At 54.5% G+C, this 23,035-nt stretch carries 24 protein-coding genes; 12 read left to right on the forward strand and 12 right to left on the reverse strand.

Annotation, left to right across the window (positions count from 1 at the left end; genetic code table 11):
• Position 1 precedes the first annotated feature (1 nt).
• The 4 genes from HS100_01120 to HS100_01135 all read right to left on the reverse strand — a co-directional run bounded on the left by HS100_01120 (position 2) and on the right by HS100_01135 (position 4,294).
• Entirely contained in the window at positions 2-718 is a 717-nt protein-coding gene (locus HS100_01120) for a GntR family transcriptional regulator (protein ID MBE7432494.1), read from the reverse strand.
• Positions 719-805: 87 nt separating this feature from the next.
• Entirely contained in the window at positions 806-2,596 is a 1,791-nt protein-coding gene (gene ade / locus HS100_01125) for an adenine deaminase (GenBank protein MBE7432495.1), read from the reverse strand.
• Between the two features lie 10 nt (positions 2,597-2,606).
• On the reverse strand, positions 2,607-2,915 hold the full coding sequence (locus HS100_01130; protein MBE7432496.1) for a hypothetical protein: 309 nt from the start codon (positions 2,913-2,915) through the stop codon (positions 2,607-2,609).
• Positions 2,915-4,294, reverse strand: a complete 1,380-nt coding sequence (locus tag HS100_01135) for an 8-oxoguanine deaminase (GenBank protein ID MBE7432497.1) — start codon at positions 4,292-4,294, stop codon at positions 2,915-2,917. The genes HS100_01130 and HS100_01135 overlap by 1 nt, the downstream gene beginning before the upstream one ends.
• A 194-nt stretch (positions 4,295-4,488) precedes the next feature.
• On the opposite strand from HS100_01135, the gene HS100_01140 reads away from it, so the two are divergent.
• Together HS100_01140 and HS100_01145 are read left to right on the forward strand one after the other, a co-directional pair.
• Positions 4,489-4,746: a hypothetical protein gene (locus HS100_01140; protein MBE7432498.1), complete on the forward strand. Its 258-nt coding sequence runs from the start codon at positions 4,489-4,491 to the stop codon at positions 4,744-4,746.
• Positions 4,747-4,827: 81 nt separating this feature from the next.
• The gene (locus tag HS100_01145) at positions 4,828-5,178 is read left to right on the forward strand and encodes a hypothetical protein (GenBank protein ID MBE7432499.1); all 351 of its coding nucleotides are present in this window, start codon (positions 4,828-4,830) and stop codon (positions 5,176-5,178) included.
• On the opposite strand, the gene HS100_01150 is transcribed toward HS100_01145, so the two are convergent.
• Positions 5,175-5,822 (reverse strand): PHP domain-containing protein, encoded by a 648-nt coding sequence (locus HS100_01150; GenBank protein ID MBE7432500.1) that lies wholly within the window; start codon positions 5,820-5,822, stop codon positions 5,175-5,177. The genes HS100_01145 and HS100_01150 overlap by 4 nt on opposite strands.
• Before the next feature lie 61 nt (positions 5,823-5,883).
• Here HS100_01150 and HS100_01155 point away from each other — a divergent pair, with 61 nt between their 5' ends.
• The 4 genes from HS100_01155 to HS100_01170 are packed head-to-tail and all read left to right on the forward strand — an operon-like array spanning position 5,884 to position 10,278.
• On the forward strand, positions 5,884-7,317 hold the full coding sequence (locus HS100_01155; GenBank protein MBE7432501.1) for a hypothetical protein: 1,434 nt from the start codon (positions 5,884-5,886) through the stop codon (positions 7,315-7,317).
• Positions 7,314-8,921: a hypothetical protein gene (locus HS100_01160; protein ID MBE7432502.1), complete on the forward strand. Its 1,608-nt coding sequence runs from the start codon at positions 7,314-7,316 to the stop codon at positions 8,919-8,921. Before HS100_01155 ends, HS100_01160 begins: the two co-directional genes overlap by 4 nt.
• A complete protein-coding gene (locus HS100_01165) occupies positions 8,918-9,862 on the forward strand; it encodes a pseudouridine-5'-phosphate glycosidase (protein ID MBE7432503.1) in 945 nt (314 codons plus the stop codon). The genes HS100_01160 and HS100_01165 overlap by 4 nt, the downstream gene beginning before the upstream one ends.
• 29 nt (positions 9,863-9,891) lie before the next feature.
• Complete coding sequence (locus HS100_01170) at positions 9,892-10,278, forward strand: SRPBCC domain-containing protein (GenBank protein ID MBE7432504.1); 387 nt, start codon at positions 9,892-9,894, stop codon at positions 10,276-10,278.
• 68 nt (positions 10,279-10,346) lie between these two features.
• Here HS100_01170 and HS100_01175 read toward each other — a convergent pair whose 3' ends face one another.
• Genes HS100_01175 through HS100_01195 form a run of 5 tightly spaced genes read right to left on the reverse strand, consistent with a single transcriptional unit; the run spans position 10,347 to position 14,562 of the window.
• Positions 10,347-11,261, reverse strand: coding sequence for a DUF2877 domain-containing protein (locus HS100_01175; GenBank protein MBE7432505.1), 915 nt, complete (start codon positions 11,259-11,261; stop codon positions 10,347-10,349).
• Positions 11,262-11,273: 12 nt separating this feature from the next.
• Entirely contained in the window at positions 11,274-11,876 is a 603-nt protein-coding gene (locus HS100_01180) for an HD domain-containing protein (GenBank protein ID MBE7432506.1), read from the reverse strand.
• A 3-nt stretch (positions 11,877-11,879) separates the two neighbouring features.
• Positions 11,880-13,142: a SpoIIE family protein phosphatase gene (locus tag HS100_01185; protein MBE7432507.1), complete on the reverse strand. Its 1,263-nt coding sequence runs from the start codon at positions 13,140-13,142 to the stop codon at positions 11,880-11,882.
• 43 nt (positions 13,143-13,185) lie between these two features.
• Positions 13,186-13,677, reverse strand: coding sequence for a PaaI family thioesterase (locus tag HS100_01190; protein MBE7432508.1), 492 nt, complete (start codon positions 13,675-13,677; stop codon positions 13,186-13,188).
• 51 nt (positions 13,678-13,728) lie between these two features.
• Positions 13,729-14,562 (reverse strand): hypothetical protein, encoded by an 834-nt coding sequence (locus HS100_01195; GenBank protein ID MBE7432509.1) that lies wholly within the window; start codon positions 14,560-14,562, stop codon positions 13,729-13,731.
• 38 nt (positions 14,563-14,600) lie between these two features.
• On the opposite strand from HS100_01195, the gene HS100_01200 reads away from it, so the two are divergent.
• From HS100_01200 to HS100_01215, 4 genes are all read left to right on the forward strand, one after another.
• Positions 14,601-15,401, forward strand: a complete 801-nt coding sequence (locus HS100_01200) for an isopentenyl phosphate kinase family protein (GenBank protein ID MBE7432510.1) — start codon at positions 14,601-14,603, stop codon at positions 15,399-15,401.
• 93 nt (positions 15,402-15,494) lie between these two features.
• Complete coding sequence (locus HS100_01205; protein ID MBE7432511.1) at positions 15,495-17,480, forward strand: formate--tetrahydrofolate ligase; 1,986 nt, start codon at positions 15,495-15,497, stop codon at positions 17,478-17,480.
• A gap of 108 nt (positions 17,481-17,588) precedes the next feature.
• Positions 17,589-18,971 (forward strand): Asp-tRNA(Asn)/Glu-tRNA(Gln) amidotransferase subunit GatA, encoded by a 1,383-nt coding sequence (gene gatA, locus HS100_01210; GenBank protein MBE7432512.1) that lies wholly within the window; start codon positions 17,589-17,591, stop codon positions 18,969-18,971.
• A 102-nt stretch (positions 18,972-19,073) separates the two neighbouring features.
• Entirely contained in the window at positions 19,074-20,624 is a 1,551-nt protein-coding gene (locus HS100_01215) for a WD40 repeat domain-containing protein (protein ID MBE7432513.1), read from the forward strand.
• A 65-nt stretch (positions 20,625-20,689) separates the two neighbouring features.
• On the opposite strand, the gene HS100_01220 is transcribed toward HS100_01215, so the two are convergent.
• On the reverse strand, positions 20,690-21,031 hold the full coding sequence (locus HS100_01220) for a PilZ domain-containing protein (GenBank protein MBE7432514.1): 342 nt from the start codon (positions 21,029-21,031) through the stop codon (positions 20,690-20,692).
• 98 nt (positions 21,032-21,129) lie between these two features.
• Positions 21,130-21,972, reverse strand: coding sequence for a PIG-L family deacetylase (locus HS100_01225; GenBank protein ID MBE7432515.1), 843 nt, complete (start codon positions 21,970-21,972; stop codon positions 21,130-21,132).
• 179 nt (positions 21,973-22,151) lie between these two features.
• Between HS100_01225 and HS100_01230 the strand changes: the two genes are divergently transcribed.
• Positions 22,152-22,697: a dihydrofolate reductase family protein gene (locus HS100_01230; GenBank protein MBE7432516.1), complete on the forward strand. Its 546-nt coding sequence runs from the start codon at positions 22,152-22,154 to the stop codon at positions 22,695-22,697.
• A gap of 49 nt (positions 22,698-22,746) precedes the next feature.
• Positions 22,747-22,884, forward strand: a complete 138-nt coding sequence (locus HS100_01235) for a hypothetical protein (protein ID MBE7432517.1) — start codon at positions 22,747-22,749, stop codon at positions 22,882-22,884.
• The last annotated feature ends 151 nt before the right edge of the window (positions 22,885-23,035 follow it).

Genomic DNA, 23,035 nt, shown 5'->3' on the forward strand with positions numbered 1-23,035 from the left:
ATTAATTACCGCCGATTTTTCTGACCACATGAAAATTGAAATAACCGGGTATGAAATAGCTCAGCGTGTGGTCCACGATCCTCCCGCTGTCCAGGTAAAGTTGCGAGATGAAATGCAGCAACACATCACCGCGCTGGATCTCAAGAGCTTTTGCCACCTCGGCCGTGGCGTTGGTTGCGGTGATGGCGGCGCGGGAAACGGTCAACTTATCGCCACGCTCCAGCATGAAGTCGAGAACCGAACCGTTGAATCCACCCGGAAGATCGCTTGGCTTGAGCAGGTCTGCCGGGAGCGTGTCGATCAAATAAGCGACCGGGCGGTTTTCCGCGCGAATCACGCGTCGGATGCGGGTGAGGCGGCTCCCTTCAGGAATCCCAAGCCCGGCGGCGGATTCTCCATCCGCATCCGCTTGATCCACATGCAGATCGCTGATCGTCGTCTGCAAATTCTTGCGCTGCGCCATCGTATCGAGACTCTCCAGCACTTCCAACCCGCTGTCGAGCGCCTGGACTTTGCCGACCACAAATGTGCCCGAGCCCTGCCTGCGGCGAATCAATCCCTGTGTTTCGAACGAACGCATCGCCTCGCGCAAGGTCGCGCGCGAAACGCCGAGTTGTTTTGCAAGGTCCGGCTCGGAGGGCAGGCGTTGACCCGCCGGGGTTTTGTGAATCAACGTTGCAAGATCTGCCTGCAAGCGTTGAAATGGAAAATTAGCCATGAAAAATTCTCATTTCTGATCCGCACGTGGCGCAGATATTCGCAGAAAAAAATCCATAACTCAAAATATGAAATCTGCGGATCGCCATCAATCTTCCAGCACCGGCACGAAATCGAAGCGGGTAACATCCACAAGCCCTTTGTCGGAAATTCTCAACTCAGGGATGACGACCAATCCCAGCAAACTTAATTGCATGTTCGGGTTGTTCAACTCACTGCCGCACATCTTGAAGCCATCGAGCACGCTGGCGGCCTTTTTCGCGACAATATCCGCGCGCTCGTTTGACATCAAGCCAACGATGGGGAATTCAACCCTCCCGATCACCTTGCCGTCCAACACCACGATCTGCCCGCCGCCGCATTTTGCCAGTTCATTTGCGGCGATCGCCATGCTTTCATCATCCGTACCGACGACGATCATGTGATGGCTGTCATGCGCAACCGTCGAACCGATGGCACACTTTCTTGTAAAACCAAAACCGCTGGTCAGGCCCACGACAACCTTGCCCGTGCCGCGATGTCTTTCCACCAATGCGATCTTCGCAAGGTCATTTCTCAAATCCGCTTTGACTTCGCCATCCACAGCTTTGACTTTCATCTTCAGGTGACGGGTCGGCGCCTGGTTCTCGATCACCCCGATGACATGCGCCTCGACCTCCGTGCCGTGAGCGGCTCTTGTCCAAAGGACAAAATCTGCCGCTGTGAGTTTTCGCTTGAGATGAACCGAGTTGGTGACCGTTTTGGGATATTTCGTCACCGGCAGCTTGACCTGCCATTCGCCGTTCTCGGCAATGACCTGACCTTTCGCAATGACCATATCGGCTTTGAAGTTCATCACATCTTCGACAAGCACAATATCGGCCCACCTGCCGGGAGCGATCATACCCATCTCTTTGCCCAGGCCGAAATGCTCGGCGGTGTTGATGGTCATCATTTGGATCGCCGTCATTGGATTCAATCCCTCACTGACAGCGTGGCGAAGGACCCGGTCCATGTGGCCCTCTTCGGTCAGGGTGGCGGCGTGTGAGTCATCCGTAACAAGCAGGAAGTGTCGTGAATCCAGTTTCTTCTCGGTGATAGCCTTGACCTGCGCCGCGACATCGAACCATGCAGAACCGTAGCGAAGCATCGCCTTCATCCCCTGGCGGACGCGCGCAATGGCGTCTTCCATGCGTGTGCCTTCGTGGTCATCCTCCGCGCCGCCCGCGACGTAGCCATGGAAGGGCAGGCCGAGATCGGGCGAAGCGTAGTGCCCGCCGATGGTTTTCCCCGCCGCGTGGGTCGCGGACATTTCATCGAGCATCTTCTTGTCGCTCATGAAGACGCCGGGGAAGTTCATCATTTCGCCCAAGCCGATGATGCCTTTCCACTTCATCGCAACTGCGACCTCTTTGGGACCGATGGAAGAACCGGGGGTCTCAAGTCCCGGCGCGGACGGAACACAGGATGGCATCTGCACCCAGACATGAATTGGCTGCTTCTGCGCTTCATCCACCATCAACTTGACGCCTTTGAGACCGAAGACGTTTGCGATCTCATGCGGGTCGATGAACATTCCAGTGGTACCGCGCACAGCCACCGCGCGGACGAACTCTGTCACAGTGACCATGCCCGATTCGACGTGCATATGACCATCGAGCAGACCGGGGACGAGATATTTGCCTTTTGCGTCGATGACCTTGGTTTTTTTGCCGATGGTGTGACCCGCATCGCGCCCTACATAAGCGATATGCCCGTGTACAACGGCAATGTCGATATTCGGGATGATCTCGCCGGACTGCACGCTCACCCATTTCCCGTTTTTGACAACGAGATCGGCATGAGCGCGCCCCATGGCAACATCGACGAGGGCGGTGGTCAATTTGGTGGATGATGACATAAAAACTCCGTCAGGATAGATGATAAGACATGATCGCAAACACAAACCAGATCACGGTCAAAAACGCGGGCAACAACAATATCCATGCCCAGGTTTTATTTCCCTCCCGCAGCGCCGCCGCAGAGGCAATCGGAAAAAGGGGAAGGAAAATGGCAAGTCCGTTCAAAGACGGCGAGCCGTTCATATAATAGGCTACCGGAATAAAAAGAACGGCTCCCAACAACACAAACCAGAAGTTATCCTTCAATATGCCAATTACCGATAAGATCAACGAGAGCGGGATGGACAGCCAAAACAATAAGGGGATCAAAATACCCATCATCCAGCCAGCAATCGTTTGGCGGCTTTGTTATGTTTCTCGATCAATTTGCCCTGATCCAAGGTCACAAGTTGACCTTCCCTGACGACGGCTTTGCCGCCCACGAAGGTGAAATCGACATTGAAGGATTGACCAAAGACAATTGCAGAAACCGGGTCGTGCATTCCGGCGTACCCGAGTTTGTTCAATTTGATGGCGAAGAAGTCGGCACATTTGCCAGCTTCCAAACTTCCGATATCGTTTCTTCCGAGTACGGCTGCGCCGCCGCGAGTGCCAAGATACAAGGCTTCTCTAGCTGTCATCAATTTTCGGTTGGGATCATTAGACAGGGAATAGCCCGTCAGTCCTTCTTTGACACGGGAGACGAGCATGGCATTTCGCACTTCTGCAAGGAGATGCGAGCCGTCGTTGGAAGCGGAGCCGTCCACGCCCAAGCCGACATTCACGCCTGCCTTGCGATATTCCTTGACCGGCGCAATGCCGGAAGCGAGACGCATGTTCGAGGTGGGACAGTGCGCCACGCCGCAGTTATGTTTGGCGAAGACTTGTATCTCTTCATCGTTGACCCAAACCGCGTGCGCAAACCAGACGTCGTTACCGACCCAGTCCACTTCCTGCATGTAGCCGACAGGACGATGACCGAACATTTTCATACAGAACTGTTCTTCGTCTTCGGTCTCAGCGAGATGAGTATGCAGATGCACACCGTGTTGTCGCGCGAGTTTGGCGGATTGTTTCATCAGGTCAGAAGTGACGCTAAACGGCGAACATGGCGCAAGCACAATTTGAGTCATCGAGCCGGGTTTGGCATCGTGATATTTTTCTATGAGGCGTTGCGAGTCTTTGAGGATGTTCTCTTCGGTGTCCACCACGCTGTCGGGGGGAAGTCCGCCTTTGGATTCGCCGAGCGACATCGAGCCGCGGGAAGCGTGAAGGCGTAATCCAAGTTCGAGGGCGGCGGCAATCTCATTATCAAGTTTTGAGCCGTTCGGGTAGAGATAGAGATGGTCCGAGGCGGTGGTACAGCCCGAGAGGGCGAGTTCCGCAAGCGCAGTCTGAGTCGAAACAAAAATATCGTCGGGTTGCAAACGCGCCCAAATGGGATAGAGAGTCTTGAGCCAGTTGAAGAGATTTGCATCCTGTGCGGCAGGGACAGCGCGCGTGAGGGTTTGGTAGAAGTGATGATGCGTGTTGACCAAGCCGGGCAGGACGACGTGCCCTTTGAGGTCGAGCACTTCGTCGGCGGTGGCGGGGAGTTCGCTCGTTGATCCGACCTGCTCGATGAAGCCGTCGCGGATGAAAATGCCGCCCTCGGGAATTTCCCGTTGGTTATTGTCCATGGTGACGATGTGCGCGTTTTTGACGAGGAGGGTTGTCATGCGGTTTAGTCGTTTGGTCCGTTCGTCGGGTGGTTGGATAGTTGCCTGATGACTAGACTAAATTTGTCTGACAAATTCTAGTGTAGCAGAAGAAGGGGAGGATGTCAATTCGGGATGAAAGTTTTTAAATTGAACCCATTGGGTGATTGGGGAAACTTGCACGAAGGGATAGGATTTTCCAAAAGGAGTCAAACATGAAAACCGGAACCTGTCCCAAATGCGGCTCGAATGAGATCATCAAGGAAGCGCTCCTGCAAGGCAGTGACAGCATCCCCCCTTACATCAGCATCAGCGAGCCCGAGCCGCCCAATCGTCCCTTCGTTTGGATGCCGAAAAACGAACAAAGTCAATTCACGGCACATGTGTGCGGCGCATGCGGTTATTCCGAGTTTTACGCCGTCCGGCACCAGGCATTGAACGAAGGGCGCAAAAGGGGATTCAAAGCCAGATAAACATTTACAGCCTTTGACAGACTCTCAATAGTCTTTGCCAGCCGCGTCCCTGTATCCTGAAAACATCACAAGGAGACGCGCATGAAAATCGTTTCGATCCTGCTGGCACTGATCAACTTCCTCGCGGGGGTTTTACTCATCCTCTCCTGCATCTCGTCGAACGAAACATTCGCCTGGGTCGCATGGAAGACCGCTTTGGGATTCATGGGCGTGGCGTTCGGCATCCTGACCTTCAAAGACAGCGCCCAGCCCGTCGCGCAATGCAGGATGATTCTCTACGGCCTATTGCTCGTCATCGCCGGTGTCTCCATCGTCGCCTATGGGATTCACTGGTCCATCGTCAGCGGCGACCCGAAGAACACTGTCATGGTCGTGGGAACCAGTTTCTTCCTGCACGGTTTCACCTCCGTGCTCGGAATCGTCATCGATTAAGCAAATTTCTTTTTACTCGAAGCATAACGCGAAATAAAGTGCACCCACCAGGGGGATAACTTCGTTTTGAACTTCGCCTGCCGGATGACCTCTCGCATCCCATCCGGACCCGTGAACGGGTCCAGCACCATGACGGATTTCCCAAGCTCGATGATCCCATGCGCATCCGAGCCGACCGTTCCGGCGAGATTGTATTTCTCAGCAAACGTCTTCGCTTTATGGTTGAAGCCCGGGTCCATGCACCGCGAATTGAAGATTTCAATGGCATCCACGAACGGAACGATCTCGAGAAGGTCCGCTTCTTTCCATCCCCCCTTTCTCCACGCATCGAACGGATGCGACACGCTGATGAACGCCCCTTGCTCCTTCAATCTCCGAATCGTCTCCATCGGGGTCAACCCGGCGGGGATTTCCTCCGTCACAAATGCGGCGAGAATCTCCCCTTTGGTTGTCATGATCTCTTCACCGATAATGATCAACTCCGGGTCCATAGACTGAGCCGCCCTCGCCCCAGCAATCGAGTTATGGTCGGTGACCACGACCCGGTCCAATCCCTTCCTCCGCGCCGCATGGATCAGATAGGCCGGGGTCGTCAGGGAATCTTTCGACGCGTTCGTATGGCAGTGGAATTCGAGTATTGGCATGGTGCAATTCTACCAACTGGTTTCGCGAAATCCGGTTTTTTGATTTAAAATCATTCCCATCATGGTTCGAAGGCTGTTCGATGGCATTGGTTCTTTTTTGCAGACGCCTTTCGGTGTCCTTTTCGTGACCGTCGTCGTCTTTCACGGCGTCCTCTTTTTTCTGGGGGTGGACTACACCAATGTTGCCGTCCTCGGCGTGGCCGGGTTCATCCTTCTTGTGGACATCATCGCCACGAATTTCATCCTCGACAAACTGGTCTACTTTTTCTCGCAATTCGTCCTGCCCGTCCAGACCCCCAAAGACCGGCAGGAGATCTACGCACGCGTCAGCGCTTTCGACGGCAAACGCGGTCCGACCCTCTTCGTCAAGAACGGGCGGTTGATCACCCACGCAGGCGAGACGAAAAAACAAGGTCCCGGCGTGATCGTATTGGATACCGCCAGCGCCGTCGTGCTGCAAACTGAGACGGAGATCATAGGCGCGGCAGGACCTGGAATCCGCTTTACAAGAGGAAAGGAAAGAATCACCCGCGAAGAAGGCGTGGACCTGCGTGCGCAATGGCAGTTCATCGGTCCGCTCGCGAGCGACCAGCCATTCCTCAACCCGGTTCCGATCTCTGACCCGAAAAAATACAACGAGTTACAAGCCCGCCGCCAGCAGACTGCCGGCCTCACCCGTGACGGGTTCGAGATCTCCCCCACCATCAGCATAAAATTCCGCATCAAAAGGCCTGAAGAAAAGGTCGCGTCGGAAAGCGGCGTCGTTTCGCAATACGGCTATAACGCGCAGGCTGTCTTGAACGCTGTCACGCGCGAAGTGATCGAACTTGTCACGGCGGAAAACAGACGCAGCCGAATGGAATGGTATCGGCTCCCCGCCCATCTTGTTGTGAACTTGTGGCGGGAATATGTCCGCAAGTTCAAACTGGAAGACCTGTTCAAAGCGGACGGCATCAGCGGCTTGCAGACCATCGAAGAGATGCTCAACCGGCGGTTGAAACGCCCGTTTGTAGTGGCATTGGACGATACGGGTCTCCCCGAGACGACCGGTGAAGCCATCCCCAGCCTCGAATACGAACAACTCGAAGCGCGCGGTCTCGAGATCATGGACGTTCGAATCCATAACGTCCTGTTCGATCCCGTCATCGAGGAACAGACGATCAAGAACTGGAACGCAGAATGGATGAAGGTCGCCCAACGCGACGCAGACCTGTTGAACGAACACGAAAAATTGATCGAGACCGCCGCGCACAGCGAAGCCGTCAAGAACTTTGCGCGGCTCGCCTCGCAGAAATTCGACAATCCCATTTCCCCGCCGGAGGATATCTTTTCCACCCTTCAGAACCTGATCGAGCCAGTGCGGGAAACCATCCTGATCGAAAGCCGCGCGAACAACCAGATGGAATCCGAGATCAAGAAATTGGATGAGATCTGGAAGTGGCTGCTCGTCAATAAACTGGACGCCTCCATGCACCGTGAAGAGGGCGGATCATGAAGCGCATCCGTTTCCAACGCGACCAGGTCATTCCGCGCCTCTTCGACCTGAACGAAGAGAGCGTCGAGTATCGCAACCGGGTCCGCACCTACGCCGGGTTTGCAGCATGGGCCGTCCTGAGCGGTTTGACGCTGGCGGCATTTATCTTCCTTTCCGTAGACAACCTTCAACGCATGGCTGTCGCCGCGATGAGCGCCGTCAAATACCTGCCCCTGCTTGCCGTGATCTATGCGCTGGCAAAGACCAAAGCCGCCGCCTATCTCGCAGACATATTCGAATTGGAAGATGAGACTGTCGCCTACGATTTCATCGAGAATATGGCATTCGGACAGGGTCATGAACTCATCACCATCAACGAAGGGAAGATCTCCGAAGAGGACGAAGGTTCACCGATCATCCGCATCGGCGGACCGGGATATGTGCAAGTCAACCTCGACAGCGTCGCCTTGCTCGAGCGCGTGGATGGAATCCCGGAGATCATCGAGCCGCGCCAGGAGGCGTGGAAATTGGGGCGCTTCGAACGCATCCGCGAGATCGGCAAAAACGACGAGGTCGGCAAGCGTGAATATGCCATCATCAACCTGCGCGACCAGTTCGTTCGCGGACTATCCGTTAAATCGCGCACCAAGGACGGCATCCCGATCGAGGCGCAGGACGTCAAGGTCATGTTCAGCATCCTGCGCAAACCAAAGGAATCAGCGCCTGAAAACGATCCGTATCACTACGACGAAACCGCGGTCTATTCCCTTGTATACGACCAGACCATCATCTCCCCTGCGCCTGCAAAAATCTCCGGCGTTTCCTTTCCATGGGATACCACCGTCCTGCCGCTCGTCACCGGAGAATTGGAAAACCTGATCACATCGCGCAACCTGAGCGAGATCCTTGCCAGCATCAGCCGCAGGGAACTGGACGAACTGAGCCTGAACGAAGCCACCAACAAACAAATCCGCATCGAAATGACCAGCGAGCAAACTCTTGCCAGCCAGCCGGGCGCGGCCCATGCGCCGGAATTCCTTTCGCGCTCCAAGATCACCGCGCATTTCTTCAGCGAGGAATTCAAAGCCCAAGCCGCAAAACTCGGCGTCGCCGTTCATTGGATCGACATCGGCACATGGCAATTGCCTAGCGAGATCATCCTCGAGGAATTGAAAGCCGCATGGAAGTTGATGGGCGATAACGCGAGGCGCCGTGCCGGGGTCGAACGGTCGGCGAAACAGCACGAAATGAAGGAATTGATGGAACTCGTCAACAATGTCATCATCGCCAGTTACAGCCGCTCCGGCGGTTCGGGGTCGAACCGCAAACTCTCCGAAAAGGACTACCTCGAACTGGCGAAGATCCTCGAGGGGAATCCCGAGATCGCGTACAGTCCCATGTTCCAGCAGCGTTTTTCGCAAAACGTTTCCAGCAAACGCGATGCGCAGTCCACGGCTCACGACATCCTCAAAGCCTTCCGCAGGGAACTGATCGCCGCGCGCGAACTGATCGAAAAGGAAAACCGTTCCTCCATCGATAAACAGGCCGAGATCGCCAAAATAAACAAAGCCCTTGGCGATATCGACTTCCACGTCTTCCATTACGTCAAACCTCCATCACCATGAAACATCCACACGTTCAACTCTCCGTCGAAATTGCGCGGGCGCTCAAATTGGGTTCGCCCATTGTCGCGCTTGAATCCACCGTCATCACACACGGTTTACCCCATCCGCAAAACCTTGACCTCGCGCGGGATATGGAAAAACAGGTCCGCGGCGTCGGGGCGATTCCCGCCACGGTTGCCTTGCTCGACGGGAAGATCCGCCTCGGTCTCTCGGACGGGGAACTGGTCCGGCTTTCTGAAAGTGATGCCTCGCTGCCCACAGGACGCTTCGCGAAAGTCAGTCACCGCGACTTCGCCACAGCCATCGTCAAAAAAATGGACGGCGGCACCACCGTCGCCGGGACGATGCTCGCCGCGCACATGGCCGGGATCAAGGTCTTCGCCACCGGCGGCATCGGCGGCGTTCACAAAGAATCCCCCTTCGATATTTCGACGGACTTGAAAGCATTAGCCGAAACGCCGATGATCGTCGTCTGCGCCGGGGCAAAAGCGATACTGGATCTGCCCGCCACTTTGGAATATCTCGAAACGATGGGCGTTCCCGTGGTCGGTTATCAGACCGATGAATTCCCGGCCTTTTACTCTCGCGAAAGCGGATTGAAAGTCAGCGCAAGGCTTGACTCACCAAAAGAGGTCGCTGAGTTTGCAAAGGCGCATTGGAGTTTGGGACTCCGAAGCGCTGTCCTCGTGACGAACCCGGTCCCTGAAACAGAATCCATACCAAAGTCGGGGATGGAGCCGGTCATCGCCAAAGCCTCGAAGGAAGCCATGGAGAAGGGCATCCATGGCCAGGAATTGACTCCCTTCCTGTTATCCCGCATCAACGAATTGACGGAGGGAAGGTCGCTCAAAGCAAATCTTGCCCTTTTGTTGAATAATGCCCGCCTTGCAGGTGAGATCTCGAAAGAGATGTATGCAAGGAAAAACGATTGGGCGATTTAGTCTTTCAAGGGGATGCGACGAGGAAAAACATGAAAAACGAATTTACCCTTACTGCTGAATTCAATACCAACACGGAAACGATCTATAAAGCCTGGATATCCACGCAGGGGCATACGCTCATGACGGGCAGTCCCGCCAAAGTAGACGGGCGCGCAGGCGGCGATTTCACCGCCTGGGACGGTTACATCTGGGGTACGTTCCTGGAACTGGACGAGAACCAACGCATCCTGCAATCGTGGCGCACGAGTGAGTTCCCCGAAGACGCCGAGGACTCTCAAGTGGAAATCCTATTGGAAGAACAGGATGGAAAGACGAAACTTACGCTGGTACACACAAACATCCCCGTCGGTCAGTCAGAAAGTTATAAACAAGGCTGGGAGGATTTTTATTTCAAGCCGATGCGGGAGTACCTGTAGCGCGTATTTGGCGTTATCCAACGCTGTATTTGCGCTGGAGAGCGTAAATTACGCAAAGTTTTCGTGATCTACCGGGAATTTCCAGACTCAAAAATACGTTCCCGTATCCCAGCGTTTTGAACGCCCAACCCGATCAGCAAGCCGGTGACCGAATCCGTGCCGGAGGAATGACCGACTCGCAAGGCGGATTCCGCGGTCGATTTTATATCTTCGCCTGCCGCAATCGCCTGCGCAAGATTCGATAGGCTGCTGGAAAACTGCCCCCGGGTCGCATGATGCAAATAGGTGCGGCTGATCTCGCTTGTTCGATCAGCGAGCCGCATGATCATATTGCCAAACGATCGGATGAAAGATAATTTCTTTTGATCTTCGCCAGCCGTGCTCCACAACCCTGCCAGGAAACCTAACAAAATGTCGTCGCCGGATGGAGTGACTCCGGGACCGAGACCGATCATTTCTTCCGCGGCGCGAAATGCCCCCTCGTTGTCGAATTGCACAGCCGCATCGAGTAGCCGCATGATGGGCGGACCGATTTTCCGGTTCAATGGAGTCCCAGAGTTCGATTGAAATATTTCCCCGGCGATGATCTCGGTTCTTCTTCGGCGTTGTTCTTCGTTGAGCAAAGCCCACGCAGATGACCATGAGCGCATGGCGAAAACGGTTGACATTTCCGCCGAGAGTTCAGGGATGGGACAATTCCACACGGCGGCGCCGCGCAGGTCAATGGAATGAGGGGACGAGTCGAAACGTAATATCCCGCCCTTTGTAAAAACAGCCAAACCCACCCGTAGCGATCGAAGCGGAATCTCCTCTGAAATCCGAATCCCCTGCGGTAATTCGTTTTCATCCGAAAGAAAGACCGTGAGGAGCCGGTCTTCATCCGCAAGCCGCAGATTAACCGCTGATTCGTACACGGATCGGACTTGCGCCTGAAAGGTTTCGCGCGGGACAGCCTCCCCTATGGATACGGCACGGAGTTGCATGGCGAGATCAATTCAACTTACAAATTTTTCGAGAAGTGTTATCAGATCCTGACGGTTCTTTTTCTCTCCGCCCTCCCTCAACATGCGCGCCGAGGCGGTGAAGTAAGTATGCGATTCGAGAAAAGCCAGTTGACGGCTGTACCATTCCGCGTCGGTATATTCCGTGCCGTACAAAGCGAGTTCTCTTCGCAGGTTGCTGTTGCCCGCCCTGTAATCCTCGCGCCCGAGCACATCGAGGTCGGCGTCGGTGAGGATCGCTTCAAGCAGGTTTTGCGGCTTTTGTGGAAGGGCTGTTGCCAGGATCGCCCATTTCACGGTTTCCACCTGATCGTAGGCGAAACCATAATCCGGCAAAACCTCCGTCGCGATGCGGACGCTGATCAATTCGTGATATTGGGGTTGTTTGACGAAACCAAGATCATGAAACCATGCCGCGGTGATGAGCAATGATAATTCGGTCCCATCAATTCCTTCCATCGCCGCCAGCCGCGATACGCCGGGGACGACGTCATCGCGCGTATGAGAAACGCTGTGATATAAAAGTTTCGGTGAAAGCCCGTTCTCCAGTCGATGCAAGGCGTACGCCCAGGCTTCTTCGAATCGCGGGGTGTCCATGATTCACCCCGTTCTCCGCACCGCCAGCAGGGTGATGTCATCGAATTGAGGCGCGCCCTGCTGGAACTCCACCGCGGAGTCAAAGATTCCCTGGCAAATTTTCTGCGCGGGGATTTGAGTCCCGAGGCGCTGCATGGTTTGGACGACTCCATCCAAGCCGAAAGGCAAATCATCCTCGTATCTGGCATCGGCGGCGCCGTCGGTATACAACAACAGCAAACCACCCCGGGGAATCGTTACCACTTGTTCCTCGAGCATCGGCCGATCGAAAAGGCCAAGCACCATGCTTTTGCCCATTTCGGGAAAAAAGGCTTTGCCTTGCGCATCGAGGACCATGGGAAGTTCATGCCCCGCGCGCGTATATCGGAACTCCCCTGTAGGTTTGTTCAATATCCCGTAGATGACCGTGACGAACAACCCGCTGGCGTTCATCTCACATAACAAACTATTGACCCTTTCGACCACATTCTTTACGCTCACATCCCTCCCGATTGAGGATCGTAACAGCGCGTGACATTGCGCCATGAAGATGGCGGATGGAACGCCCTTATCCGAGACATCACCGACGATCAACGCCATGTTCTCGTCATCGAGCGGATACACCCCGTAGAAATCGCCTCCCACTGCCTGGGCGGGGATCATCAACGCCCCGATGTCGTAGCCTTCCATCTGGGGAATCCTTGTCGGCAAAATGCTATACTGGATCGTGCGCGCGACCCGCAGGCTGTGTTCCAGTTTTTCTTTTTCGATGATCTGAGCCTGGGCGGCGCGCAGATCGTCGTATGCTTTTTGCAATTCCTCGTTTTTGCCCCGCAGGTATTGGATGGTCTCGTTCAGAGATTCGGTCAGCCGCGCTCCCAACGCGCTTGCCATTTCATACGCCAACTCGGGGTGGACCTTGAGAAGTTCATTGAATTCGGAATACTTCACGGTCATCAGGCGGGCGTCTTCCACCACTCTTGCCGTTGCGGTGCGCGGCGAGCCCTGGTTCAACAATCCCACCTCACCGATGAATTCGCCCGGATAGCGCATTCCCAAAAACGATTCTTCGGGCGTCCCCAATGCGCGCACGATCTCGACCCGCCCTTTCAAGATGACGTAAAACTCGTCGCCGAGATTCCCCTCCTCCAGCACATGCGAACCGGCTTGGGCATCCCATGTTTTGTATGTCTTTCTGATTTGGGCGATGGTCTTTTGCGGCAGGGAGCGGAATAAAGGAATGCCGCTCAGATCCAAAGTATTATTCGAATTCTTATCAGTGCTCATCATCTAAACCTTTTACGTCTTCCACTCATAAATTATCTGTTTCTTATTCTACGCCATTCTCCAATAATTCCTTGACCATCTCCTCGGGCACCTGCACAGCGACCACTTCCCCTTTAACTGTGATAACCCCGTTCGCTTGAATCCATTCTTCGACCACCACCTTTCGTCCCTTTACTTCCTTCACCCGCGCGCGGACTTCGAGAGTCGGTCCCATCGGCGTGGGCTTGAGGTAATCCACACGCAAAGATGCGGTGAGGTAACGAAGCGGGGGCTCGGTATCCATGGCGCGGTTTTCGGCGCGATAACCCGCTGCCGCGGCTGTGCCCGTGCCGTGACAGTCGATCAATGACGCAAGCAATCCGCCATAAACATAACCGGGAATGGCGGTGTGATATGGCTTTGGTTGAAAATGGCAAACGGATTCGTCCCCATCCCAGTAACTTTTGATCTGGTGACCGAGATCGTTCAATTTGCCGCATCCATAACAATGGGCGAGATGTTCGGGGTAATAATCTTGAAAAGCGAGAGTGGTCATGAGTTCCTCAATTGAAGGACTACGCTATTTTTTCTCAACCCTGGTTTTGGATCAGGGCGTACCAGTCGGGGGAATGGTGATCGTCAGGTCCGGAGTCCCACTAGGGGTAACCTGGGGCGTCAGACTCTCCAATACAACGAAGCGCCCTACAACCTTCCATTCATAACCCATGAAGATCTGTACTTCGTATTGCCCCGCCTGCCAGCCGCCAATGGGATTCGAACATTCGGTATAACCGCCGATGCCGCCGGTGCCCCATTCCAACCGCCAGGGTTCGGTCTCATAACAAACAATTTCCCCGTTGCGATACCAGAGCGCGGTCCACTGCACGCCGGGCAGGGTGTTGTTGTAATCGAAACCGCCGTATATCGTCTGGATCGGAAGTTCAAACACGGTTTTCGGATTCACAGGGTTGACGCCGTCGAACTCGGTGGAAAATTGGATTGCCGTGAAAACCGCATCCGGGTTTGGGGTGACGGGTCCGGCGAACAGCGCTTCGATGGCAACGGGCAAAAACGGCGTGGTGGTCGCCGTGGGCGTATCGGAAACCAGAGGCGTGACGGTCAACGTTGGTGTAAGGGTTATGGTGGGCGATAGCGTGATCGTCGGCGTAAGCGTGATGGTCGGAGTCAACGTGGGCGTGGCGGTGGGCGGAAAAACCCGATAAATGACCTGTTCCCCTCCGGTCGGAAACCAGAACGCCAGCCCGATGAGTATCAATGCGAAAATCACAAGTCTCCATGCCGCGGCGTTGTACCGTTTGCGCAAACTATAGAAGGAGATCCTGCGCGCGGCTTGCATGCTGCGGATCGCCCCCCGAAAGGAAAGAAACGCTCCAACGACCGCAAACAAGGCAAGAACGATGACTCCCGCGCGAATATCCATGTTTAAATTATAGTCGAGAGTGTGGTAAAACAAGCACCATGACGAACGAACTCATTCTTCTCAAACTGGGCGGATCGCTCATCACCGATAAAGATAAAGATTACACCCCGAGATTGGACAAACTGAAGGAACTCTCGCTGGAGATCAAAGCGGCTCAGGACTCCGCTCCCGGCTTGTCTCTGATCCTCGGGCATGGGTCAGGCTCGTTCGGCCACGTCGCCGCGAAAAAGCACGGAACCCGAAACGGAGTCCATACAAAAGAACAATGGCTGGGTTTTGCCGAAGTCCGTTATCAGGCGGCGGAACTGAATCGGTACGTCCTGCAATCCCTGCTCGAAGCAGGGATTCCCGCCCTGCCCTTCCCGCCGTCTGCTTCGATGATCTCCGATGGCCGCAAGGTGATTCACCACAACGTCGAAACGATCCGCCGCGCTTTGAAAGCCGGGCTCCTGCCTGTGGTGCAGGGAGATGTCGCGTTCGACGATTCACTGGGCGGGACAATCCTTTCCACCGAGGACGTCTTTGCCTTCCTTGTCGCTGAATTTTCCGCATCCCGAATTCTTTTGGCAGGGCTGGAAGCAGGCGTATGGGAGGACTTCCCGGCGAGGACAAGGCTGGTGAAACAGATTCGACTCGCAGATTACGAAGCGATGCGGGGTGGCATCCAAGGCTCAGCCAGCACCGACGTCACCGGTGGGATGAAAGCCAAAGTGGAGGAAATGTTCGCCCTGATCCAAAAACACAAAGGGCTGACCGCCCAGATCTTTGCCGCCGAGGAACCCGGCCAGCTCACCCGCGCCCTACGGGGTGAAAATGTGGGTACGCTTCTCTCGTCATAATGTGACAAAAAAATGACGGATTGCTCTTGCATTTTTATAAAATTACCGGATAATTGAGAAAGACAAATTATATATAATCTTCAAGGAGATTCTATGGCAACCAAAGTCAAGTCCGCTAAAAAGGGTGCAAAAGCGAAAGCCAAACCCAAAAAGGCCGTTAAAAAGACACTTCCGAAAACCGGCGCATTCCAGCCGACAAAGCTGAAACTGCTGCGCCCCGTGCCTTCCGATATTGAGATTGCGCAGGCGGGGAAACTCAAACCGATCCTGCAGATCGCGCAGGAATTGGGGATCAAAGAGAATGAACTGGAGCTTTTTGGTCCTTACAAGGCAAAGATCAAGTTGGAAATTCTCGACCGCCTCGCCAAACGCAAGAACGGCAAATACATCGATGTGACCGCGATCACGCCGACCCCGCTCGGCGAAGGCAAGACCACGACGACGGTGGGCGTGTCGCAGGCGCTCGGTGCCCATCTTGGCAAAAAGGTAATGACCGTCATCCGCCAGCCTTCGCAGGGACCGACCTTCGGCATCAAAGGCGGCGCGGCAGGCGGCGGGTACTCCCAGATCATTCCGATGGAGGATTTCAACCTGCATCTCACCGGCGACATCCATGCCATCACCGCCGCGCATAACCTGTGCGCCGCAGCTTTGGATGCGCGCATGTTGCACGAAAAAGAAACTCCCGACGATGAGAAACTCTTCAACGCGCTCTGCCCGCCCGATAAAAAGGGCAATCGCAGGTTCTCCCCCTCCATGCTGCGCCGTTTGAAGAAACTCGGCATCAACAAAACCAATCCCAACGATCTGACGCCCGAAGAACGCTCCCGCTTTGCCCGCCTCGATATTGACCCGAACGGGATTCAATGGCGCCGCGTGATTGACGTGAACGACCGCTTCCTGCGTGAAATTCAGGTTGGACTCGGCAAGGATGAAGCGGGGCACGAGCATCGCTCCGGTTACGACATCACAGTCGCCTCCGAGATTATGGCGATACTTGCATTAACCACCAGCCTCGAAGATATGCGCGACCGACTCGGCCGCATGGTTGTCGCTGTGAACAAGAAGGGCGAAGCTGTCACCGCGGAAGACCTTGGCGTCGCTGGCGCGCTGACCGTCCTGATGAAGGATGCGATCAAACCGAACCTAATGCAGACACTAGAAGGGACGCCCGCCATCGTCCATGCGGGACCGTTCGCCAACATCGCGCATGGACAATCTTCGATCATTGCGGACAAGATCGCGTTGAAGATGGCTGATTACGTGATCACTGAATCCGGTTTCGGCGCGGACATCGGCATGGAAAAATTCATGGATATCAAGTGCCGTTATTCCGGACTCACACCGCATGTGGTCGTGCTGGTCGCGACAGTACGCGCGCTCAAGATGCACGGCGGCGGACCGAAAGTCGTCGCTGGCAAACCACTCGCGCCCGAATACACCGATGAAAATCTCGACCTGCTGAAGAAGGGCTTGCCCAACATGGTCCAGCACATCGAGAACGCGCTCAAATATGGCGTGAACGTCGTCGTCGCGGTCAATTCGTTCGCCACCGATACGCAGGCTGAAGTGGAACTCGTCCGCGAATCCGCGCTTAAAGCCGGCGCGATGGATGCGGTCGTTTCCCGCCACTGGATGGAAGGCGGCAAGGGAGCGATCGCATTAGCCGAGGCGGTCGTCAAAGCGTGCGAAAAACCCAGCAAGTTCAAATTCCTCTATCCGCTCGACATCTCCGTCAAGGAAAAGATCGAAACCATCGCCCGCGAGATCTATCGCGCCGACGGGGTGGATTACACTCCTGAAGCGGAAGCCAAGATTGAGCAATTCACCAAACTCGGCTTTGGCGACCTTCCGTTGTGCATGGCAAAGACCCACCTTTCCTTCACCGACAAAGCGGAGATGAAAGGCGCGCCGCGCGGCTTCCGCATCACGATCAGCGATATCCGCGCAAGCGTGGGCGCAGGCTTCCTCTATCCGCTCCTTGGTACGATGCGCACCATGCCGGGCCTTCCCACCCGTCCGGTCTTCTATGATGTGGATGTGGATTTGAAAACCGGCAAGGTCGTCGGCCTGTTCTAAATCGATATCACGTCCCGATATTTCTGTAGGTCACGCGAATCGCGTGACCTACTGTTTCAGTACCCATAGGCTATGGGAGAAACCGTATCACCTGACTATAATAACGCCATGAACTTGGACTCCCTCACTTTATCTGAACAAAGAGATTCGATCAGAAGCCGGCAACTCAGCGCCTCGGACTTAGCCGCGGCTTGTTACCGTCAGATCGAGCGGCTCAACCCGACTCTGAATGCCTTCATCACGGTCGTCCCGCCGAACAATGAAGAGCCGCATGGAAAGGGTCATTTGACGGGCATCCCCATTGCCGTGAAAGACCTCTTCGACACAAAGGGCATTCGCACCACTGGCGGATCGAAATTCTTTGAAGATAATATCCCCACAGAAGATGCCTTCGTCGTGGAAAAGATCAAGAATGCGGGAGGGTATATTATCGGCAAGACCAATACGCATGAAATCGCATTGGGTGTCACCAATAACAATCCGCATTTTGGCGCATGCAGAAATCCATGGGACACTACCCGAACGCCCGGCGGCTCATCCGGCGGGAGCGCGGTCGCAGTCGCCACAGGCATGGCATCCGCCGCGATAGGCACCGATACCGGCGGCTCGATTCGCATCCCTGCTTCATTGTGCGGGGTTGTCGGTCTCAAACCCACTTATGGAAGAATCAGCCTGAGGGGCGTCCTACCGCTATCGTGGAATCTCGATCATGCCGGTCCGATCACCAATCGCGTCGAAGATGCGGCATTGATGTTACAGGTCATGGGTGGATACGACAGCGGCGATCCTACATCGTTCAAAACCCTGCCGGGCGATTTTTCGAGTCATATGCGCGACACCATCCGTGACCGCAAAGTGGCGTTTGCCGTTGGCCAATTCGTGGATGAGGTTACTGAACCCGAAATTTCGGGCGCAGTTCGCAAAGCGGCGGATTTGTATTCAGACCAGGGCGCTGCGATCACAGAAGTCAACATGGATTTCCTGCGCGAGGCGGCTCTCGCCAACGCTGTCATGACTCAGGCGGATGCAGCGGCGTTCCATCGGGAACGTTTACAGGAACATCCTGATTGGTTCGGGGCGGATGTCCGTCAACGGCTGGAAACGGGTGCAGGATTCACCTCCAGCGAGTATGCGCTTGCCCGGCGCACCCAGGCTGAGGTCCGGCGGCGATGCGATAATCTTTTCGAAGAGTTCGATGCGCTCATCCTTCCCACCACACCGATTGCGGCTCCCGTTCTCGAAGGGGAAAACGCCATCGAACGCGCTCGATTATTGACCCGCTTCACATCGCCCTTCAACCTGACAGGGCTGCCCGCGCTTTCCATCCCCTGCGGTTTTACGGCGGAAGGATTACCCATGGGGCTGCAGATCGTCTGCCGCGCATGGAACGAATCCGGTGCGCTGAGAATGGGATTCGCCTATCAATCGGCGACGGAGTGGCACAAAACGAAACCGGTCATTGCCTCAGTAACGGCGGATCGCCCGGCTTAATTCCGGTTGCGCGGGCGCAAGCCCGCTTTACGTTATACTTTCGACTCGAAAGGCGCATGCGATACATTGTGCCAATCGAGATTTTTTATCGAAGGTGAATGAATGAAAAGGGCAACCCTGATCGCATGGGCGGTCCTGCGCCTGCCCATGCTGGCGCTGGCTGTTTACATACTACGATATCAATTGCTCGAAATGTGGGAAAAAGCCATCGGCTTGGAACATACGGTGGCATATATGGTGTATTTTTTGAGCACTGCATCCACGAGAGCGATCCTTTATCTCTTTGGGGCGGCAGCCTTGGGGGCGGTTATCTGGCTGGCTCGTAAAGCGGGTAATACCTGGAAAGCAAAGTATCTCCTTGCCGTTGCGGGCGCTTTTATCCTCGTGTTCATTTCCTTTACGTTCTTATTTCTTGTGCCAAACGCATTTGCGCGGGCTCTGGCAGTCGGGGCGCTTTTTGCCATCAACACGCTTCCAACGGAATGTTTTTCGAAACGGATCACCGCCTCGAAAATCCTGAGCGCCCTTTTGCTTGCAGGAGTGGGTCTGGTAGAGGCGCTGATCCCGCAAGTGTATCTTCACTGGATTGCAGACCGGGTTCGCAATGAAAAGTCCAAAATTGCATGGGAGAAGTTTTCCCCTCTCGCGGGCGTACTCATTGCCCCGTTATTCTGGGTATTCCTGCTCACGCCGTTCGACAATCAACGCATCATCACCCTCGGCGAAAAACTTCACCCCGAGCCTGCCGTGGAAGAATTCGCCGAAGGAGATTTCAATTGGATCGAGTTCAACGCCTCCCGGCAGGAATTGTACGTGGTGGGACTCGATACAAATTTTATCCTCGCCTATGATGTGAATCATCTGGATTCCCCGCCACGAAGATCAAAGACACCCATCGACAAGACCCAAAGCTTTGCCTTCAACCCCGACCGGCAGGAAATCTATAGCTACAACATCGTCACCAGGGAACTGCTGTACTTTGACACCACCGAGTTGAAACTCATCCGCACCATTCCCGTTCCCGGCATGGCAACCGGAGATGTGTGGATCAATTGGAATCCCGTCACAGATTCGATCACCATCGCAAATGAAACGGACAAGGATGACGGAATCTCTTTTTATCACATCGACCGCGAAAGCGGTGAGTTTCTGCCCGGCGACCCGCTCACGAATACCCCCGCCACGTATGTCGTTTTTCATCCTCAAAAACCATGGCTTTACTTCAATTCCTTACGGGATACCGACCTTTCCACATGGGATATGCGGGAATCCCGAATCGTCCTGCAAACCGAGACCAGCCCCCGCACGGAAAGAATGGTCTTCGACACCAGCCACAATGAAGTACTCGTCGCTTCGATGGTGGAAGGCGCCGTCCTGCGGTACGATGCGGAGACGCTTGAGTACAGGGGAAAAATCTGGACCAGCCCCGGAGACCGGACGCTGGCATTCGATCCTCAACGAAATTTATTACTTACGGGGAACTTCATCGATAACCGCGTGCGGGTCGTGGACCTAAGCACATATCAAGTCATCGAATCCTACTACATCGGTCCATGGATCCGCACGCTTGCGCTCGATGTGGAGAACGGGATCGCCTATGTTTCCACCATCCGTGGCTTGTTCAAATTGAGCTATGCCGCTCCGCAACCTTAAATATCAAGCCGCCATTTTCAGCGGCTCGGATTCTTGATGAGGCCGGCAGGGATATAAGGTTTCTCTTACTTCCCGTATTTTTCCATGATGCGCATGAATGCCTGCCTGTCATCTGGATGGATCTCGACCAACTCAAACCCCACCTGGAAAAGGTTCGGCTGGATCAGGTCCATTTTGCACCACCTGCTTTGGGCGATGAAAACGATATAAGGCATGGGTCCAATATCAGGCGTCAATACGATGCGAAGGTAGAAATCCTTTCCCGCCTCATGCGGAGTTTCAGTCTCCAGGCGGAAGCCCATCATGCTTACCTCCACCATATGGCCAAAAGTTTCTCCCGTATCGTCGTCCAGGACGCGCAGGTACATGTTGAATTTCTTGCGCGGAACGGTGCGTTTTTCGGGCATTGTCATCTCCTTTTATAAGGAAATCTCCGAGGTTGCAAGCCCAATGCTAACACGATGCAAACGCGCGGGATATGTGTCTTTTGTACTGTTTTCTCCGGCTAAATATCGAACAAATCGTTCCTGCGCTTGAAACCATCTGTGACCGGCGGATAGGCTTGCATAAAATCCTCGCGATCTCCAAATACCCGGCTTACGAACCCCATCAACCCGCGGCGCATCTGCATGCCGCCCTGGGAAGCATGCTGGGCGCTGGCTCGCATCTTCGCTTCAGACACAGGGCGGGTATCGATGCGCACATGTACGGGGAATTCCACCTCCGCCAGCTCCTTCAAATTGATATCCCCATTGCGCCCCCATCTAGCCGGGTCCTTGCCGATCAACGGCATGAGGCGGGTCATGACGCGCAAGAACCAGCGCGGAAACACCTGAAAATACAATGCCTGTGGTTTGAAGCCTTCGCCGTGTTCCGGGTAAAAGGTCTCATCGTCGGCATTGGCAAATGCCAATACAGTGGCTTTCTGAATGTGAATATGATCGGGATGTTTATATCCGCCAATCGGGTCGAAGGTGATGACCACATCCGGTTTGATATCGCGGATGTGTTTCACCACCTTTCCGGCAACTTCCTCGATCGGATGGTTGATCTGTGCGTCTGGATGATGATTCGCCTCCGTACCCGGCATGCCCGAATCCCGGTAGCCCAAAAAGTGGACTTCCTTCAAACCCAATTCCTTCGCAGCGCGCATCAGTTCATCGGTGCGCATTTCGGCAGTATCCTTGAATCCGTTCAAGAATTCCGGGTCGGCTGAGCCAGCCTCTCCGCGTGTGGCACAGACATAATACGTGTCATACCCTTTTTGAGCGTACAGAGCCAGTGTCCCGCCCAAGCCAAATGACTCGTCGTCGGGATGCGCCAAAACTGCCAGGATTTTTTTGGTCATGGATTTTCCTTTGAGGGTATAGATGCGAGGTCAGGGGAGAAGTTTACCTCATGTCCATGCTTCGCCTCACTCAACGTTCCAACGGAAAGTGGATGTACAATGGAGGTTGTTCGCTCTGGCACACAATACCAGCAATGGGCAAAGTAAAGACTGAATTTAAACAGGCAGAAGAAGGACAAATGAGAAAAGTTGTTTTTGCAATCAACATTACGATTGACGGATTCTGCGGACATGAAGCAGTGATCGCCGCCGACGACGAATTGCACGAGTACTTCACCGGGCTCCTGCGCGATTCAGACGTTGAAATTTTCGGACGCAACACGTATCACTTGATGTATCCATACTGGCACGAAGTCGCTGTGAATCAATCGGAGACGCCAGCGACCAACGAATTCGCGCGCGCATTCGATTCCATGCCGAAGATCGTCTTTTCAACGACGTTGAAGAGCGTGGAGTGGACCAACACGACGCTTCTCCACTCCAATCTTCGAGAAGAGATCATGAAGTTAAAAGGACAGCCGGGAAAAAACATCTCCATTGGCGGGCTGAACATCGCAGCGCAAGTTGAGAAATGGGATCTCATCGACGAGTATCACTTTGTCGTTCACCCGGTCATGGCGGGAAAAGGTCCCCGCTTGTTCGAACCGGGCAGGAACCTTACACTAAAACTTCTCGGGGCGAAAACATTTCGTTCAGGCGTTGTTGCCTTACATTATAAGAAATAATTCCTTATGGAAACCGGGCAGACCGCGTTTACTGAATAAGAGGTGAACCATGCGTTATATCGATATGCAGACCTGGTCCCGGCGGGATCATTTCAAATTTTATAGTACCGTCAATCACCCGCACTTCAGTATGTGCGCAAATGTGGATGTGACCACGTTCCATCCTTTTGTGAAGCGCAATGGATAATCGCTCATCGCAGCCATGGTATACGTCATCGCACGGGCTTCGAATGCGATCCCGGAATTCAGGCAGCGCATCCACATGGGCAGGTTTTATGAAAAGGTTCAGGACTACCTGCATCACCCGGAAGTTGCGCTCGGCGAAGCGTAAGGGTAAC

Source organism: Anaerolineales bacterium (assembly GCA_015075725.1).
Lineage (GTDB): Bacteria > Chloroflexota > Anaerolineae > Anaerolineales > Villigracilaceae > Villigracilis.

What these genes read in the sequence shown, in the direction of transcription:
- HS100_01120 (MBE7432494.1), bottom strand. Translation starts at nt 718, where the DNA reads ATGGCTAATTTTCCATTTCAACGCTTGCAGGCAGATCTTGCAACGTTG.
- ade (MBE7432495.1), bottom strand. Translation starts at nt 2,596, where the DNA reads ATGTCATCATCCACCAAATTGACCACCGCCCTCGTCGATGTTGCCATG.
- HS100_01130 (MBE7432496.1), bottom strand. Translation starts at nt 2,915, where the DNA reads ATGGGTATTTTGATCCCCTTATTGTTTTGGCTGTCCATCCCGCTCTCG.
- HS100_01135 (MBE7432497.1), bottom strand. Translation starts at nt 4,294, where the DNA reads ATGACAACCCTCCTCGTCAAAAACGCGCACATCGTCACCATGGACAAT.
- HS100_01140 (MBE7432498.1), top strand. Translation starts at nt 4,489, where the DNA reads ATGAAAACCGGAACCTGTCCCAAATGCGGCTCGAATGAGATCATCAAG.
- HS100_01145 (MBE7432499.1), top strand. Translation starts at nt 4,828, where the DNA reads ATGAAAATCGTTTCGATCCTGCTGGCACTGATCAACTTCCTCGCGGGG.
- HS100_01150 (MBE7432500.1), bottom strand. Translation starts at nt 5,822, where the DNA reads ATGCCAATACTCGAATTCCACTGCCATACGAACGCGTCGAAAGATTCC.
- HS100_01155 (MBE7432501.1), top strand. Translation starts at nt 5,884, where the DNA reads ATGGTTCGAAGGCTGTTCGATGGCATTGGTTCTTTTTTGCAGACGCCT.
- HS100_01160 (MBE7432502.1), top strand. Translation starts at nt 7,314, where the DNA reads ATGAAGCGCATCCGTTTCCAACGCGACCAGGTCATTCCGCGCCTCTTC.
- HS100_01165 (MBE7432503.1), top strand. Translation starts at nt 8,918, where the DNA reads ATGAAACATCCACACGTTCAACTCTCCGTCGAAATTGCGCGGGCGCTC.
- HS100_01170 (MBE7432504.1), top strand. Translation starts at nt 9,892, where the DNA reads ATGAAAAACGAATTTACCCTTACTGCTGAATTCAATACCAACACGGAA.
- HS100_01175 (MBE7432505.1), bottom strand. Translation starts at nt 11,261, where the DNA reads ATGCAACTCCGTGCCGTATCCATAGGGGAGGCTGTCCCGCGCGAAACC.
- HS100_01180 (MBE7432506.1), bottom strand. Translation starts at nt 11,876, where the DNA reads ATGGACACCCCGCGATTCGAAGAAGCCTGGGCGTACGCCTTGCATCGA.
- HS100_01185 (MBE7432507.1), bottom strand. Translation starts at nt 13,142, where the DNA reads ATGAGCACTGATAAGAATTCGAATAATACTTTGGATCTGAGCGGCATT.
- HS100_01190 (MBE7432508.1), bottom strand. Translation starts at nt 13,677, where the DNA reads ATGACCACTCTCGCTTTTCAAGATTATTACCCCGAACATCTCGCCCAT.
- HS100_01195 (MBE7432509.1), bottom strand. Translation starts at nt 14,562, where the DNA reads ATGGATATTCGCGCGGGAGTCATCGTTCTTGCCTTGTTTGCGGTCGTT.
- HS100_01200 (MBE7432510.1), top strand. Translation starts at nt 14,601, where the DNA reads ATGACGAACGAACTCATTCTTCTCAAACTGGGCGGATCGCTCATCACC.
- HS100_01205 (MBE7432511.1), top strand. Translation starts at nt 15,495, where the DNA reads ATGGCAACCAAAGTCAAGTCCGCTAAAAAGGGTGCAAAAGCGAAAGCC.
- gatA (MBE7432512.1), top strand. Translation starts at nt 17,589, where the DNA reads ATGAACTTGGACTCCCTCACTTTATCTGAACAAAGAGATTCGATCAGA.
- HS100_01215 (MBE7432513.1), top strand. Translation starts at nt 19,074, where the DNA reads ATGAAAAGGGCAACCCTGATCGCATGGGCGGTCCTGCGCCTGCCCATG.
- HS100_01220 (MBE7432514.1), bottom strand. Translation starts at nt 21,031, where the DNA reads ATGCCCGAAAAACGCACCGTTCCGCGCAAGAAATTCAACATGTACCTG.
- HS100_01225 (MBE7432515.1), bottom strand. Translation starts at nt 21,972, where the DNA reads ATGACCAAAAAAATCCTGGCAGTTTTGGCGCATCCCGACGACGAGTCA.
- HS100_01230 (MBE7432516.1), top strand. Translation starts at nt 22,152, where the DNA reads ATGAGAAAAGTTGTTTTTGCAATCAACATTACGATTGACGGATTCTGC.
- HS100_01235 (MBE7432517.1), top strand. Translation starts at nt 22,747, where the DNA reads ATGCGTTATATCGATATGCAGACCTGGTCCCGGCGGGATCATTTCAAA.